The 14,704-nt window shown below is 33.8% G+C and carries 14 protein-coding genes; all 14 read right to left on the bottom strand.

The annotated features are described in order from the left end of the window. Positions 1 to 11: 11 nt before the first annotated feature. Positions 12 to 104 (bottom strand): smalltalk protein, encoded by a 93-nt coding sequence (locus HMPREF9446_RS18815; RefSeq protein ID WP_157243336.1) that lies wholly within the window; start codon positions 102 to 104, stop codon positions 12 to 14. 83 nt (positions 105 to 187) lie between these two features. Beyond that, a complete protein-coding gene (locus tag HMPREF9446_RS15675) occupies positions 188 to 688 on the bottom strand; it encodes an HU family DNA-binding protein (RefSeq protein WP_039969809.1) in 501 nt (166 codons plus the stop codon). Between the two features lie 482 nt (positions 689 to 1,170). Continuing rightward, a complete protein-coding gene (locus HMPREF9446_RS15670; protein WP_039969840.1) occupies positions 1,171 to 1,758 on the bottom strand; it encodes a sugar transferase in 588 nt (195 codons plus the stop codon). Then, positions 1,758 to 2,978 (bottom strand): DegT/DnrJ/EryC1/StrS family aminotransferase, encoded by a 1,221-nt coding sequence (locus HMPREF9446_RS15665; protein ID WP_009126714.1) that lies wholly within the window; start codon positions 2,976 to 2,978, stop codon positions 1,758 to 1,760. Before HMPREF9446_RS15665 ends, HMPREF9446_RS15670 begins: the two co-directional genes overlap by 1 nt. Before the next feature lie 29 nt (positions 2,979 to 3,007). After that, entirely contained in the window at positions 3,008 to 5,905 is a 2,898-nt protein-coding gene (locus HMPREF9446_RS15660) for an FAD-binding and (Fe-S)-binding domain-containing protein (RefSeq protein WP_009126713.1), read from the bottom strand. 15 nt (positions 5,906 to 5,920) lie between these two features. Next, the gene (locus HMPREF9446_RS15655; protein WP_009126712.1) at positions 5,921 to 6,454 is read right to left on the bottom strand and encodes a GNAT family protein; all 534 of its coding nucleotides are present in this window, start codon (positions 6,452 to 6,454) and stop codon (positions 5,921 to 5,923) included. Positions 6,455 to 6,460: 6 nt separating this feature from the next. Beyond that, positions 6,461 to 6,619: a hypothetical protein gene (locus HMPREF9446_RS18810; RefSeq protein WP_009126711.1), complete on the bottom strand. Its 159-nt coding sequence runs from the start codon at positions 6,617 to 6,619 to the stop codon at positions 6,461 to 6,463. Positions 6,620 to 6,882: 263 nt separating this feature from the next. Further along, on the bottom strand, positions 6,883 to 7,698 hold the full coding sequence (locus tag HMPREF9446_RS15650; protein ID WP_009126710.1) for a glycosyltransferase: 816 nt from the start codon (positions 7,696 to 7,698) through the stop codon (positions 6,883 to 6,885). After that, on the bottom strand, positions 7,695 to 8,855 hold the full coding sequence (locus tag HMPREF9446_RS15645; RefSeq protein ID WP_009126709.1) for an O-antigen ligase family protein: 1,161 nt from the start codon (positions 8,853 to 8,855) through the stop codon (positions 7,695 to 7,697). The genes HMPREF9446_RS15650 and HMPREF9446_RS15645 overlap by 4 nt, the downstream gene beginning before the upstream one ends. Next, positions 8,852 to 9,835, bottom strand: a complete 984-nt coding sequence (locus HMPREF9446_RS15640; RefSeq protein WP_087943588.1) for a glycosyltransferase family 2 protein — start codon at positions 9,833 to 9,835, stop codon at positions 8,852 to 8,854. Before HMPREF9446_RS15640 ends, HMPREF9446_RS15645 begins: the two co-directional genes overlap by 4 nt. Positions 9,836 to 9,840: 5 nt before the next feature. Next, positions 9,841 to 10,785 carry a glycosyltransferase gene (locus HMPREF9446_RS15635; protein WP_009126707.1) on the bottom strand — a complete coding sequence of 315 codons (945 nt, stop codon included), beginning with the start codon at positions 10,783 to 10,785 and terminating at the stop codon, positions 9,841 to 9,843. Further along, a complete protein-coding gene (locus tag HMPREF9446_RS15630) occupies positions 10,769 to 12,067 on the bottom strand; it encodes a glycosyltransferase family protein (protein ID WP_009126706.1) in 1,299 nt (432 codons plus the stop codon). Before HMPREF9446_RS15630 ends, HMPREF9446_RS15635 begins: the two co-directional genes overlap by 17 nt. Beyond that, the gene (locus HMPREF9446_RS15625; RefSeq protein ID WP_039969805.1) at positions 12,064 to 13,515 is read right to left on the bottom strand and encodes a lipopolysaccharide biosynthesis protein; all 1,452 of its coding nucleotides are present in this window, start codon (positions 13,513 to 13,515) and stop codon (positions 12,064 to 12,066) included. Before HMPREF9446_RS15625 ends, HMPREF9446_RS15630 begins: the two co-directional genes overlap by 4 nt. Beyond that, complete coding sequence (locus tag HMPREF9446_RS15620; protein WP_039969804.1) at positions 13,515 to 14,699, bottom strand: glycosyltransferase; 1,185 nt, start codon at positions 14,697 to 14,699, stop codon at positions 13,515 to 13,517. Before HMPREF9446_RS15620 ends, HMPREF9446_RS15625 begins: the two co-directional genes overlap by 1 nt. Positions 14,700 to 14,704: the final 5 nt, after the last annotated feature.

Genomic DNA, 14,704 nt, shown 5'->3' with positions numbered 1-14,704 from the left:
TAGCGGTTTGGTCAAAGGTTCATTGCTTGTCCGCTAATCACCCCAACCACGGCACTTGCCACAGCAATCACAATTTTCAAAATCAAATTCCACGTTTTCTTCATAAAGCAATAATAAAGTTTTTAGATGTTACATAATGGCGTGACCTCCGTCCCCACTCTTTCGAAAAGGGATTAGGGGTCAGGCTTTATCCCAACGGATTCTCGTTTTCATCCCCGTCAGAACCACCACCGGAATTGTCGCCGGATCCTTCATCTGTAGTTGTCTTTCCTTTCAGATAGTCATCCAGACTTATCAAATCCAGTTTTTCACCGGCACGGGTAGCGGTCTTCGTTATCTTCAGTTCCTTATTGGCCTGAAAACAGATACGTACGCTTTCCACACTCTTGGCGGTAATATCTTTGGCCAAGTCCGCCCCTTTCGACTTAGCGGCCAGCATAAAGACACCCAGTCCGGAAATGTTTACGGTCTTTCCTTCCAACAGCTGTTCCTTCAGCTTCTCCACAAAGTTCTGCATGGTGCTCTTGATATCACCAATAGACAGAGAAGACGTATCCTGCATCTTTTGCGCGATAAATGCCAGATTCACACTTTGTCCCAATGTTACGATTTGAGGAAAGAATTTCTTCGGAGAGTTTTCTACCCGAGGGTCCGACGGCCTCTCTACCGTTCTGAAAATTACACTCATATTTTTTTTCTTTAGAGATTTAAATTCGTTTTTTAATTCACACGTTTCGTTGATCAACGATGCAAAGATGCGGACTTAAATCTGTATCACCAAAGAAAAAGAGAGGTTGAAAACTGTTTTTCTGAGAAAAGTTATAAACAAATACAAATCAACACATTAACGTAAACAGAATACTCTTTTACAGTATTGCTTTAGATATATATCGCATCTTTCAATGTATTTTGTTTAAAGATGTACTCTTAAAGCATTTCAGCATATCAATTATTTCTGTTGTACTTTTTACTTCACACTTTATTAGAATATCTTGATTTTGAAATATCCTAATAATCACATCTATCTATTTGCCATCCAAGCAAAAACAGATTCACAAAAGATAAGAGCCGTTAACGAATTTCTTCAAAAACGGCTCTTCAAATATCATTTTGTCCTATGAATATAATAAGGAATAAACAACCATTTTATAATCATACACAATCGTTTTTTCAGCGTATGATACTCCATATTGTCAAGAAGATGATTTTGAAGTATTCTTTTACCGACCGATGATTAATATACTTCATGTTATACCGTATCTTATCCGGCAAAATCTGTTCTATATACGCTTTATCTGCATCATCGGCCTGTCCAAGTATAGTATCCTCATCGACATACTCTATTGAAGCATAGTCTGTTATGCCGGGACGCACTGAAAGTACCTTACGCTGCTCATCCGTATATAAATCCACATACTTCCGTACTTCAGGACGAGGTCCCACCAAACTCATATCCCCTTTCAATACATTAAAAAGTTGGGGAAGCTCATCCAGTTTATATTTCCGGATAAAATAACCTATACGCGTTATGCGAGGGTCACGGCCTCCGATGGTAATCAACCCCTGCTTATCTGCACCGATTCGCATCGAACGGAACTTATAAACATAAAAATCCCTATCATTGAGACCTACCCGTAATTGTTTATAGAATCCACCGCCTTTACTTTCCAACCGGATAGCGAAATATAGAATGAAAAATGCAGGAGAAAGCAGGATTATGCCCAAAAGAGAAAAGATAAAATCAAAAAAACGAATCATCATTGGATATTTACTACTATTTTATATGCAGACTTTACAGCGTTGATAATGAAGTTCAATTTTTCTTCATCAAGCTGAGGATAAATAGGCAATGAAATTTCCCCTTTAAAATTCTTATATGCTTGAGGATAATTCTTCATATCATACCCCAAAGATTTGAAAAAAGAAAGCATCGGCATCGGAATGAAATGTACATTTACGGCAACTTCAAACTTTGCTATTTCATCAATCATACGATCACGCTGTTCTTCCGTAAAATCTTTAATCCTTAATGCATAAATATGATAAGAACTTTCCTTTTCACCATCTACTGATGGGGGGACAATGGCCCAATCACAATCAGCAAAAGCTTCAGAATAAGTATTGAATACCCTTTTACGTTCTTTAAGCAATTCCGGATATTCCCTTATCTGCGCCAACCCGATAGCGGCATTCACATCCGCCATATTGATCTTCATGCCTAAACCGACAATATCATAGCGCCAACCGCCAGCCTTCGATTTAGAAAAAGCATCTTTAGTCTGACAATTCAAGCTCATCATACGCAATTCTTTATACAACTCTGCATTGTCAAACGGAGCAGGCAGATTCAAGCAGATAGCTCCACCCTCTGCAGTCGTTACATTCTTGACTGCGTGAAGTGAAAAAATAGCAATATCCGTTTCACAACCAGTTCTTTGCTTCTTGTTGTAATATGCCCCCAATGAATGTGCGGCATCATTCATCACTAAAACACGCCCTAACCTCTCCTGCACCGGTGATGTTGCTTGAAACTGATTACGGATATCCGGTTCATTCACCAAGTCCATGATACACTCATAATCACAAGGGAATCCAGCTATATCAACAGGTATTATAGCTTTTGTCCTATAAGTAATAGCTTTACGAATGGCTTCTACAGAGATATTGAAATCTTTTCCCGAATCCACCATAACCGGTTTTGCACCGGCATGAAGCACCGCCAGAGCTGTAGCACTGTATGTATAAGCCGGCACTATCACTTCATCCTCAGGCTGAACACCCAGCCAACGGAGCATCATAATAGCTCCGGATGTCCATGAATTCACACACAGAACTTCCTTTGCATTGGAAAAAAGCTTTATTTCTTCTTCCAAGGCTTTTACTTTCGGACCGGAAGTAATCCAGCCGGAACGCAATGAATCAACCACCTCATTGATGACAGTGTCGTCAATGTAAGGAGGTGAAAATGGTATTTTCATGATTAATATATATTTAAAAGAAAAAAATTCTATTGAAGGGCGTTGTATAAAATCTCTATAGGATGATAAGCCTGCTTTCCTGTACCATCCTTTATTTGTTGCCTGCAACTTGTTCCGGGAGCAGATATACAGACCTCCTCTCCAGCTTCCCTAATTGCAGGAAACAATACCTGCTCCCCTATTTGCATAGATAAAGCATAATGTTCCTTTTCATAACCAAAAGCCCCGGCCATGCCACAGCAACCGGACGGAATAACATCTACTTGATAATTTTTCGGTAAAGAAAGCATCTCTTTTGAAGGCTCGATAGAAGCCAATGACTTCTGATGGCAATGTCCGTGCAATTTTATATGTAGAGGCAGTTCTGTAAATTGCTCCTGTGAAATATTTCCTTTATGGATTTCCCTGACAATAAACTCGTCATACAACAAGCAGTTAGCTGCCATTTTACGGGCATCTCCCTGGATATTTTCATTTACCAGATCCGGATATTCATCCCTGAAAGACAATATACATGAAGGCTCTATACCTACCAATGGAGTTTCCTCTGATATAATTTCTTTAAGCAGCGCTACATTTTTCTCAGCTATCACCTTAGCTTTCTTCAGAAACCCTTTAGATAGTTCCGTACGTCCACTTTCTATATGCTCAGGAATAACAACCTCATATCCCAGAGCACGTAATAGCTTTATGAATTTTATGCCAATCTCCACATCCATATAATTGGTAAATTCATCGGCAAACAGATATACCTTACCTCTATCATGGATATTATTATCAGGATGCTTTATCATCCAACTTCGTAAAGTCATTTTATACAGCCTCGGAATAGAACGTTGAGGAGCAAACTTCAATATCCGTTTAATGAATGAAGACGTAAATACATTTGAGATTACCGCATTATAGAGCCATGGTACTGCCATACCCATCTTCTGCATACTTGTCAAGTTGGCAACCAAACGCGAACGCAGTGGTATATGGGCACTATCATAATGATGTTGCAGGTATTCTGCTTTAAAACGTGCCATATCCACATTCGAGGGACATTCCGATTTACATGCCTTACAAGAGACACATGTATCCAAGACAATCAATATCTCTTCCTGATTAAAAATATCTTTCTGCAACGGATGTATCAGAAGTTCACGCAAAGTATTGGCACGAGCACGAGTCGTATTTTTTTCATCTCTTGTTGCACGATAGGTGGGACACATTGTACCGCCAAACAAGTCCGATTTACGACAATCCCCAGAACCATTGCATTGTTCAATGGCACACAACCACCCTTTTTGACGAGAATAATCAAAATAAGTATTGACACCTAAATCCTGTTGTTCATAACGCAAATCAGCATCCATCGGAGGAGTATCCACAATTTTACCCATATTAAAAATATGCGGAGAGTCCCATATTTCTTTTACCTCTTTCAAAAGGCTATACACTTTTTGACCTAATAATAAAGGAATAAATTCGCCACGCAAGCGCCCGTCTCCATGCTCACCACTCAAAGAGCCTCTATGCTTCCTTACTAATTCAGCTGTTTTGGTAGCTACAGTACGGAATAATTTCCGGTCTTTTTTTTCTTTCAAATTCAACACAGGACGAAGGTGCAATTCTCCGGTACTGATATGAGCATGATATACACAGCTCAGCCCATAACCGTCAAGCATCTCCTTCATATCGGCAATATATGCCGGAAGACGATGTGGAGCCACAGCCGTATCTTCTATGACAGATACAGGTTTAGCACTCCCCGGCATTCCGGAAAGTAGCCCCAATCCGGCTTTTCTCAGACTCCAGACACGACTGATATCTTTTCCATAGACACGTGGATAATGAGTTCCGTAATGATGTGCCTTTAAATCAGCCTCTATTTCATCAGCCTTTTTATCTACCTCTATACGAGTGTTTTCCGCTAACTCTATAATAAGTATGGCAGCCGGATCTCCCTGAACAAAGAATCTGTTCTTGTTTTGTGATATGTTCCGTTTACTTAATTCCAAAATTGTGCTATCCATTAACTCAATGGCTACAGGATTATGCTTCAATACCACAAGATTGGCAACAAATGCTTCCTCCAAAGTTGAACAATGCACACATACCACAGCTTTTTCTGTTGGTGGCAGAGGTACTAAACGCAATTTTAGTTCAGTAACAAAAGCCAATGTACCTTCTGAACCAGCCAGCAATTTACACAAATTGAACGGTTCCTGACTATTAGAGTCAAAATAATCTGAATGCAATAATTCATCGATGGCATATCCGGAGTTCCTTCTGCGTAAAGAGGCATCAGGATAGTTCTCTACGATTTCTTTCTGATTTTCCTTGTTTGACAACAACGTTATCATCCGGTCATAAATAGAACTTTCCAATGAAGCTCCTGCACGTATGCTATCAACTTCCTTAGGGGACATCCCTTTCAAAAGAGCCTCAGAGCCATCACTTAATATGACTTTTGCCTCCAACAGATGATCACGTGTACTGCCATATACCAATGAATGAGAACCACATGAATTATTACCGACCATTCCTCCCAAACAACAACGATTGGATGTGGAGGTTTCAGGACCGAAAAACAGTCCGTATGGTTTACAATAAAGATTTAACTCATCCAATACCACTCCGGGTTGTACCCTAACCCAACGTTCCTCCGGGTTTATTTCCAAAATATGATTCATATATTTGGTAATATCCACTACCAGTCCTTTCCCGACTACCTGCCCCGCAAGAGATGTACCTCCTGCACGGGGAATCAAATTAATATGATTTCTGGAAGCGTAACGTACAATCTCCTGTACATCTGTTTCATCTTTAGGAAATGCTACGGCAAGAGGTGTCTCCCTATATGCAGAAGCATCGGTAGAATAAAGGATGCGATGAAGTAAATCAGTCTTTACTTCACAGCCTATAATATCTGTAAAATCCAAAGTTTTAAGAATTGATTAATCCAACAACTGAGCCAAATTGTAATACAGTAAATAAGTTTCCTGCGTATCATCAGCAGCCATTGCCTTGTCTAAAAACAAGAAGTTATTTTTCAAATAGAAAGGGAGAGCAGATTTCAATGCATCCACGGTAACAAAGGAACAGCCTGTTCGATTATTAGTAATAAACATGTCTTTGATAAAATCCAGAATGTCTGTGCCTATTTGGGTATGTTGATATTTCAAAGAAACAGCAAAACGCCCTATTTTTACAGCAGGATAATCACTTCTGTGTTTTCGATGAGGAAATAAAGCCTTTATTTTTCTCCAAGTCGCCTTATCGCTATCCGGAATAGCTATTTTATCATTAGAAACCGAAAAATAGGCGACAATATCTTCCTCCGTTTCCAATATATACGTCACAGAAAGTAAACGTTTATCATATTCTTTCGCATCTTGAAGTAGAAAATCATTCAAATCCGGATTTCCGCAATCAAAGGTTTTAAATGTATAATCTTGCGATAACCTAATGACACGAGTACCTTCTTTCATATCTCTTTAGAAGCTGAAAGTCAACATTTCTCTAATACGTTTGGCACCTTCTTTCACACGTTTCTTCTCCTCAGCAGGTGCTTTTTTATCTTTTTCCAACTCTGCAATAAAATCTAATGCAGCTTTACCCTTTAATGGAGGTGTTGGCGCTATGGGCTTTGACATAACTATAAATTATTAAGTTCAATACAAAGTTACTATTTTTTTCCGAGTAATAGTGTATGCCAAGACTTTTTTTATTTTATGACTACATCTGCAATGTTTCCAATACCTTGTTTCCGGCATCTCCATTTCCATAAAGTCTATTTTCAAACCCCGTTTTAGGAGCATCCACAAATAGAGCATACGTATCTTCTATCATTGTTTGATTGCTTCTGAGCAATTAGTTAAAGAAGCAAGCATAGTTATCGTTTTTAACACTAAAACAATTAACGCAATTTTCTATAGATTATAGAAAGAAGTCTGGTAGGCATCATCTTTGCTATTGCATATAAAATGGCATAAAGATTCTCTTTCAGGCCAAACTCCAACATCTTATTTACACGCATTCTAAGAACTAATATAGACTTTGCATGTTTCCATCCTCTTCTTCGTTGAAAAAAATTTCTATCTAATCTGAATTTCAACAAACATTCTGGTAAATTTGCAAAACGACATCCTGCTTTGAATCCCATAGCCCACATCATGGTATCTTCTCCAAAATATGTATCTTCTGGATAAAAAGGAACTTTTTCAAAATATGTATAACGAAATATAACCGATGGGTGTATCACACAATCACGCCTCCTAAAAAGCGCTAAACATTGATCATGATTTTGAGGCATTCGTTTTAAAAAAAAATCACTTCCATCTTCCTGTATTTCAACAGCCCAACAACCAGCACAATCTATATCTACATTAGATTCCATAAACGCTATTTGCTTCTCAAAACGATTTGGTAAGGCAATATCATCTGCATCCATTCTGAAAAAATACTTATACCCTCTATCACGAATTATACGCAACAATGAATTCATCGCAAAAGCCAATCCAGAGTTAAAGGAAGACACAAGAATGTTTATCCTACTATCATCTAAACTATTTACATAATCATAGACAGGCTTATCAACAACTCCATCAATATAAATATACAAATCAAAATCTACATATGTTTGTTCCAAAATAGACTGAATAGATTGAATCACAAATTTCAATCTATCCCCTTTATATAAAGACATTAAAACAGCTACCTCATTACTTTTCATATTACAGTATTATATATATTATTTTTCTTATAATTATACAATATCCATATAACAATTAATGGAATATAAAAAATAATACTTAACGTAGCTTCTATCATGATACTTATAAATAATAACGAGGCAAGCATTGCTAAAAGTCCACGCATATTCTTATTTCTCACTATAACTACAACCATTGGATAAAAAATAGACAATAAAAATCCAATCCCAATAATCCCAAAATGCATCAAAAATGTAATATATGTATTATGAGCTGTTAACTTTAAGCGTAATTCTCTATATATAATATCTTCCGGCCAATCAAAGCCATTCCCTAAAAGAGGAGATTTAACAAAGGCATTAAGCCCAGCCATCCAATCTTCTATTCTTTGACTATTACTACCATCATCATAAGAATTTTCAAAAAGTCTTTCATAAAGAAAATCCGGTAATAAAGGAGTAAGTAACACGAATAAACCCGCCAAAAATAATCCTTGAAGAATCATCTTACGATTCATTAATAGAATACCGACTCCTACTAAAAAACCCAGCATTGCTCCTCTACTTCCTGTCAACAAAACGGCAATTATCATTATAGTTGTGGCAATTTTATATAAAATTACGCCACAACTATTTTTTTTTACCCAGCCCTTATAAAAACTCAACAATGCTGGTATAGCTATATATCCACCTAAAAAATTCACATCATAAAAATCAGACTCCGAATAAAAAACAGTAAAACGAAGTAAATCTAAGCGAGCCAGTCGCATTTGAGATAACAACAAAATTGCTAAAACCAACCCTGAAAGAATAAATGAATACATAATCCATTTTACATCAATTTCATTCAACTTAGATAACGTCATTACATAAAACATTCCTAATAGCAATATATAGGAAAAAACGACATCTGATTTATATTCCTTTTGAAATACAAAAACTGATGTTAAAACATATAATATAGTTAGTGGAATCTTAAAATCACCAATAAATATTTTCCAACTATTTCTGCCATAGCTTGATAACAAGTTATAACTACCAACCAGAAGTACCATAACAGGAAAGTAGAAATAATTTCCAATACTAAAATATCGTTCATTTACAGAATAAACAAACAGCATTGTCATGCAGAAGCAAATAGTTAAAAATTTTGGTTTTTCTATTTTCAACAAATTCATGCAAGATTAATTTTCAACAAAAAAGAATGAAAAACGGAATAAATATTCAAAACAGTTAATTTATTATGTTTTACGCACCATAAAAAAAATTTCTTGTAAAAAGGTAAAATTGAAATATATTGATTTTTATACCACAAAGGGAATTTATTCTGAAATTGTGCAATTATATTTTCTATATCTTTTTTACTAAAATTACTACGCAACGAAACAAAAACAGCTGAGTATAATACATTCTTTATACCAAGAAATTCACACTCATTCATGTATTGTTTTCCTATAGTATCTTCTATTATATTATTAGCTTTTATTAAAGACAATACGATTTTATCCCCATTGGAATTAGATAATGATTTTGGAGTATAACAATAGTTATATAAATATTGATTCAAATATTTTATTTTATCTGCACGAGAAAACAATAGTGGAATAACAGCAAGATCTTCACCATTATAAATAGCAGGTATCGAAATTTGCACAAAAAGTTTCCTTCTAAATACACATCTGCATAAGCTATCTGGAGAATTTGCAATATACCATTCTTTAGATTCCAACATACCTGAAGAGCATCCTCCTGCTTTTTTTTTCTTTCCACTAACAGTAGCATGATAAAAATTAAAAAATAATACATCTACATCATTATCCTTTAATTCCTTGTCTATGATATTAAAAAAATCTGATTCATACCAATCATCACTATCCATAAAAACCAAATATTCTCCATTTGCATTATTTATACCTATATTACGAGCAATGCCGGGTCCTCCATTTTGTTTTATTGATAATAGTGTAGAACTAACAGGTAACATTACTTGATTTTTTTTTATACATCCAATAGTATCGTCTGAAGAGCAGTCATCAACAAAAATAACTTCAAAATTTGTATTATTTTGTATGCACAAAGATTTTATGCAACGGCCAATCGTTTTACATGCATTATAACATGGAATAATACATGAATATTTTACTTGGTATTCACTCATTCAATCTAAATATTAACATTTTTAGCAAATAAGCCCAAAAAGGGAAGCAATATTTTTTTTAAGCGCGAGATAATTGTTATTTTTTTACATTCATTGAGTGAAAAACACAAGCTGTCATTTTTAATTTTTCCTCTACGTACTACATCAAAATATGTTGCCAGAAGAACAGTATCCCAACTATACAATTCCAACAGATGATTTTTTTTAAAGTTCAATAGTTCATTTATTATTTTAAGTTTATGTAGTTGTTTCATATAATGCAACTCTGCAGAAGACATTATAGACCCTGGTCTCTGCCTATAATAGTAATAAGCAATAGGAACATACATGACTTTTTTTGCATAAAAAATACAATAATATGAAAATAAAAAATCTTCATGATATATTCCTTCTTTAAATAACAAATTATATTTTCTCAAAAATGACAAATTATATAACTGGAAACATGCTTCAACACTTATTTGATCTTTATTTAAAGCATTCTCCCAATACTCCAGTCCATTATAAACTTGATATGCTTTCATGTGATTCATAGAGTATCTTTTAGAAGTCAATAATATACATGATTTTTCATCACAATAAATATAATCTCCAAAAATTATATCCAATTGCATTTCCTTTGCATTAGTCAATACAGATACTATTTTATCAGAATCAATAAAATCATCACTATCAATAAAAGCAATGTAACTTCCTTGAGCTTCTTTTAAACCAGCATTTCTTGCAGATGACAAGCCACCGTTTTCTTTATTTATAACAATCGTTTTTTGAGGAAATAAAGAGCAATAGTGTTGTATTATCGCACTAGAACTATCAGTAGAACCATCATTAACTATAATAACTTCAAAATTAATATTTCTAATAGCATAAATAGAATCTAAACATTTTACTAGATATCTCTCTACATTATATACGGGTATAATAATACTCAAATCAATTATTCCTTCCATAAGCAACCTCAGTAAAAAGCTTTTCTAGTTTTTTTGTTAAATAATAATAGTCAAACTGTTTCAAGTTATCAACATCGCCATGATAACTAACCTTGCCGTTTTTCTGCTTTTCCTCATAAGCAGAAAGAATAAAATTTTTTAATCGCAATAAATCAGATTCATAATTAACATACTCACATGATATTCCAACTTTTAACTCATCTATTAATGAAGTTAATTCCGCCTTGGGAGAATCTCCTGTAATCATTGCAATAATAGGTCTTTGCATAGGCAAATATTCCAAAAATTTCCCTGTTAATATACCTTGCTCATTTTTCAGATTCCACGAACATACTAAAAGAATATCAGCCGTTTCTTGTAACAAAAAAGAATCATTTCTCGATATAAGCCCATGTCCAAACACGATTCTTTGTAAATTATATTTTACAGCCAAACTTTTCAATCTTTCTTCATCCGCACCAGCATAATGTATTTGAATTTTGTTTATATCAATTTTATCTTCTATAAACAAATCCCATATTGCTTTAAACAATATACTCATATCACTTTTATGAGCATACAATGTACCTGTATATATCAAACGCAAAGTATTATCTCCGAAATTATGATTTCTAAATATTCTTGTAAAACCATTATATATAACCACTATATTATCATCTATATATTTATATCTGAAGAATGATTTCAATATGTTCTTCTGCCCTTGAGAAACAACTGTTATTTTACTCGCATGTTTTTGCATCGAATATAGATAATATTTAAAAAGAGGATAATAAATTATAGGGGTCAAATAATTGATCATTAAATCTCTCATATCAGAAACCCAAAAATCCGCAATGTTTTTCTTATATATATATTGCCCAATATAAAAAGAAGATAAAGGACCATATGAAGAAAAGACTATATCATAATGCTTTCCTTGCATTCTCTCACCAATACAATGTTTTACCTTCTTAAACCATAGAAAATCGAGTAAATTTCCTACAGTAAACCGACGAAAATCAATATATAATTTCTTTATTTTACACTGTTCTTTATTCTCAAAAACATTACTTTGAGTTTTATTGACACGTTTCTGCTTAATATTTGTTGCCAATTTATAACCTTCTACTTCAATTACTTCAAAAGAATAATTTATGTAAGCATTATTATCAGCTACTTTCTCCGTAATAACAGTAACTTCATGTCCGAACTGTGACAGATACTTTGCAAACATCGTAGGTCTTACAGCACCAATCGTATTTTGTGGTGCAAAATATCTGCTGCATATTAATATCTTCATTTGAATAAATTGCCTACTTTTAATATATTGATAAATATTATAGGATATGCTTTGCCGATGATAAACACTCCACAAATAGCAATAATAACTTTATACCCTATTTGCACCCACCAATTTGATAAATAGATATTTCCACCTATACACATTAGCACAACCAATATGATAAAAACAACTATTGATTTAGTTAACTTATAAGGTATAAAATAAAGCTTTTGAGACTTATAAAACATATAAACAGGAATAACTGCTTGCGAAATACAAGTAGCAATAGCAGACCCAACTTTCCCATATATTGGAACTAATATAACATTCAGACATATCAACAAACAGGCAGAGATAAGCATAATCATACCATAAGCTTTATTATTCTTTGCAATACCTGCACCCAAACTCGCTATATAAGATAATCCTATAAAAAAATAGTTATACGCCAATATAGCAATAACCCAAGATGCAGAATAATAGTTACTATTTGTAAATATCTGTAAAATATCAAAAGCAAAGACCCCTAAAAGCATACAAATAAATCCTATTCCTACAATATAAAGATTAGCTACTTGAGAAAATATCCTACCTGAATCTTCTTTTTTATATATAGAATATGCAAATGGTCCCCATGCTGATTGAAAAGCTCCAGTTATCAAAGCTACAGCAGAAGCAAAAGATGTCCCAATTTGATATAAACCAACTTCTGATTTATCACAATATTTATTTAGAAAAAAAAGACCCGATAAATTTATAGTCCAATAAGCTATACTGGCAGGGAAAAGAGGCAAACTAAATTTCAACATTTCTTTTAGTCTTTGCAAAGACATTTTAAAAGGAGAAATCAACCACTTTCTTAACAAATATATTGAGATAAAAAAAGTTATCAAAAATGTAACTAATTGAGATAAATATATGCCTTGTAACCCCTCTCTAAGATATAAAACCAAATAACAATTTAGAGCTATCATTAATAAGCTCTGGAATAAACTAAAGGCCATCACCCTTTTGGGCTTTCTTTCAAATCGAAAAAGTTTCATTAAAACAGTACTGCATGTAGAAAGAGGAATAGTTACAGCTACTATCTTAACTAAAAATCCAATATTTACATCATCTAACAAAATACAAGCTATATCATCAGAAAAGAACAAAAGTATAATACTTATTCCTAATGCCGCACCCAAATAAAACCATAGCCAAGTACTTATTGTAAACTTTCTGTCATAAACATCATCCGTATCATAAAACCAACGAGCAGCTGAATTATCTAAATTTAAATTGACAACTAATAATAATAGGCTGTATCCACTCGTAATTAATCCCATAATACCATAGTCGGAAGGTAACAAAACTGCTGTATATAACGGAACTAAAAATATTGATAACATCCTAGATAATGCATCGGATATACCATATATGAGGCTATCAGATAATAATGATTTAATACCAGAAAAAGAGCTCATTAATAAAAAACATTTATCACATTTTTTTGCATGTTATTTTCTGCTGCACGCAATAGCAGTCTTTTATAATCTACATTAGATGAAATCAAACTAATTTGTTTTTTTAATAAATAATCAAACCATATATTAAAAGCATCAAATGAGTAGTATTTCTCCCAAAAATAATAAGATTGTTCCATTATAGATTGGCGTACCTCCTTATGCTCTATTATATATTGCAATTTATTTGCTAATGATTTTGCATCCGCTATAAATTGTATAACAGGTGAATCCATAGGTGCCCCATCTTCATAACTTATATTATTTCCACCTAATACAACGCACCCAGCTGCCAATGCTTCTCCTCCAAGATGCCCAATCCAATCCGATGGTTGATCTATTACAATATCTGTTCGTTGTAAAATTTCCAAAACATAAGAATTAGATTTTCCTTCTATCAACTCAAATTCAAATAACTGGGGACAACGTTTGTTTAAAATATCAATAGCTCCTTTTACAATATCCGAACGTTTAAAAATACTATTAGTTGGAGCATGAACGATTTTAACAACATCATTTGTTCTGCGTGGAGCATTTATTAAGCGACATATGGGAAAACGAGCAAAATGATAGTTACGACCAAAAGTTGCTTGATTACGTTGAGATAACACTATAGCTCCAGACCATTCTGAAACTTTTTGATAAAAAAAAGTATCTCTAAAACAGGCTCCTTCATCAAAGTATTTTTTTCTCTTCTCCAGTGATATATTATGCAAAATATCATTCTGCCCCAATTGTTTTCCAACTTGATATTGTATAGGTCGAAATCTCACATCACTTCCACAATGCAAAACAACAACTTTTTTCCCCAACAATCTTAATATAAACAAATCCAAATGCAAAGGCAAATAAGAAGTTTTCCAAACATAAACAAAAACATGATACCTAAACAGAAAAGAAAAAAAGAATGCTGACGATTGGATATAATACCATATTTTTTTTACGGCTCCTCTCACATATTTGATACGAGAAATCCACTTAGGTATGTCCTCCTGTATTTTATAAGAATATTGATTGCCAATATAATATTTATTTGAGCCACAAACAATAGTACCAACTTCATAGCCCGCAGTTCTTAATGCAATTGCATAATCATTAATAAAGTTGGCTATTTCAGTTATTCCTATTATAATCTTCTTTCCCATTTTAT

The sequence above is a fragment of the Bacteroides fluxus YIT 12057 genome (assembly GCF_000195635.1).
GTDB classification, from domain to species: domain Bacteria; phylum Bacteroidota; class Bacteroidia; order Bacteroidales; family Bacteroidaceae; genus Bacteroides; species Bacteroides fluxus.
The sequence above is the reverse complement of the archived record's forward strand: the minus strand, read 5'-3'. Positions and strand labels throughout refer to the sequence as shown.

Bases quoted from the DNA above. Each gene is read 5' to 3' on its own strand.
- HMPREF9446_RS18815 (WP_157243336.1), bottom strand. From the start codon at position 104: ATGAAGAAAACGTGGAATTTGATTTTGAAAATTGTGATTGCTGTGGCA.
- HMPREF9446_RS15675 (WP_039969809.1), bottom strand. From the start codon at position 688: ATGAGTGTAATTTTCAGAACGGTAGAGAGGCCGTCGGACCCTCGGGTA.
- HMPREF9446_RS15670 (WP_039969840.1), bottom strand. From the start codon at position 1,758: ATGATTCGTTTTTTTGATTTTATCTTTTCTCTTTTGGGCATAATCCTG.
- HMPREF9446_RS15665 (WP_009126714.1), bottom strand. From the start codon at position 2,978: ATGAAAATACCATTTTCACCTCCTTACATTGACGACACTGTCATCAAT.
- HMPREF9446_RS15655 (WP_009126712.1), bottom strand. From the start codon at position 6,454: ATGAAAGAAGGTACTCGTGTCATTAGGTTATCGCAAGATTATACATTT.
- HMPREF9446_RS18810 (WP_009126711.1), bottom strand. From the start codon at position 6,619: ATGTCAAAGCCCATAGCGCCAACACCTCCATTAAAGGGTAAAGCTGCA.
- HMPREF9446_RS15650 (WP_009126710.1), bottom strand. From the start codon at position 7,698: ATGAAAAGTAATGAGGTAGCTGTTTTAATGTCTTTATATAAAGGGGAT.
- HMPREF9446_RS15645 (WP_009126709.1), bottom strand. From the start codon at position 8,855: ATGAATTTGTTGAAAATAGAAAAACCAAAATTTTTAACTATTTGCTTC.
- HMPREF9446_RS15640 (WP_087943588.1), bottom strand. From the start codon at position 9,835: ATGAGTGAATACCAAGTAAAATATTCATGTATTATTCCATGTTATAAT.
- HMPREF9446_RS15635 (WP_009126707.1), bottom strand. From the start codon at position 10,785: ATGGAAGGAATAATTGATTTGAGTATTATTATACCCGTATATAATGTA.
- HMPREF9446_RS15630 (WP_009126706.1), bottom strand. From the start codon at position 12,067: ATGAAGATATTAATATGCAGCAGATATTTTGCACCACAAAATACGATT.
- HMPREF9446_RS15625 (WP_039969805.1), bottom strand. From the start codon at position 13,515: ATGAGCTCTTTTTCTGGTATTAAATCATTATTATCTGATAGCCTCATA.
- HMPREF9446_RS15620 (WP_039969804.1), bottom strand. From the start codon at position 14,699: ATGGGAAAGAAGATTATAATAGGAATAACTGAAATAGCCAACTTTATT.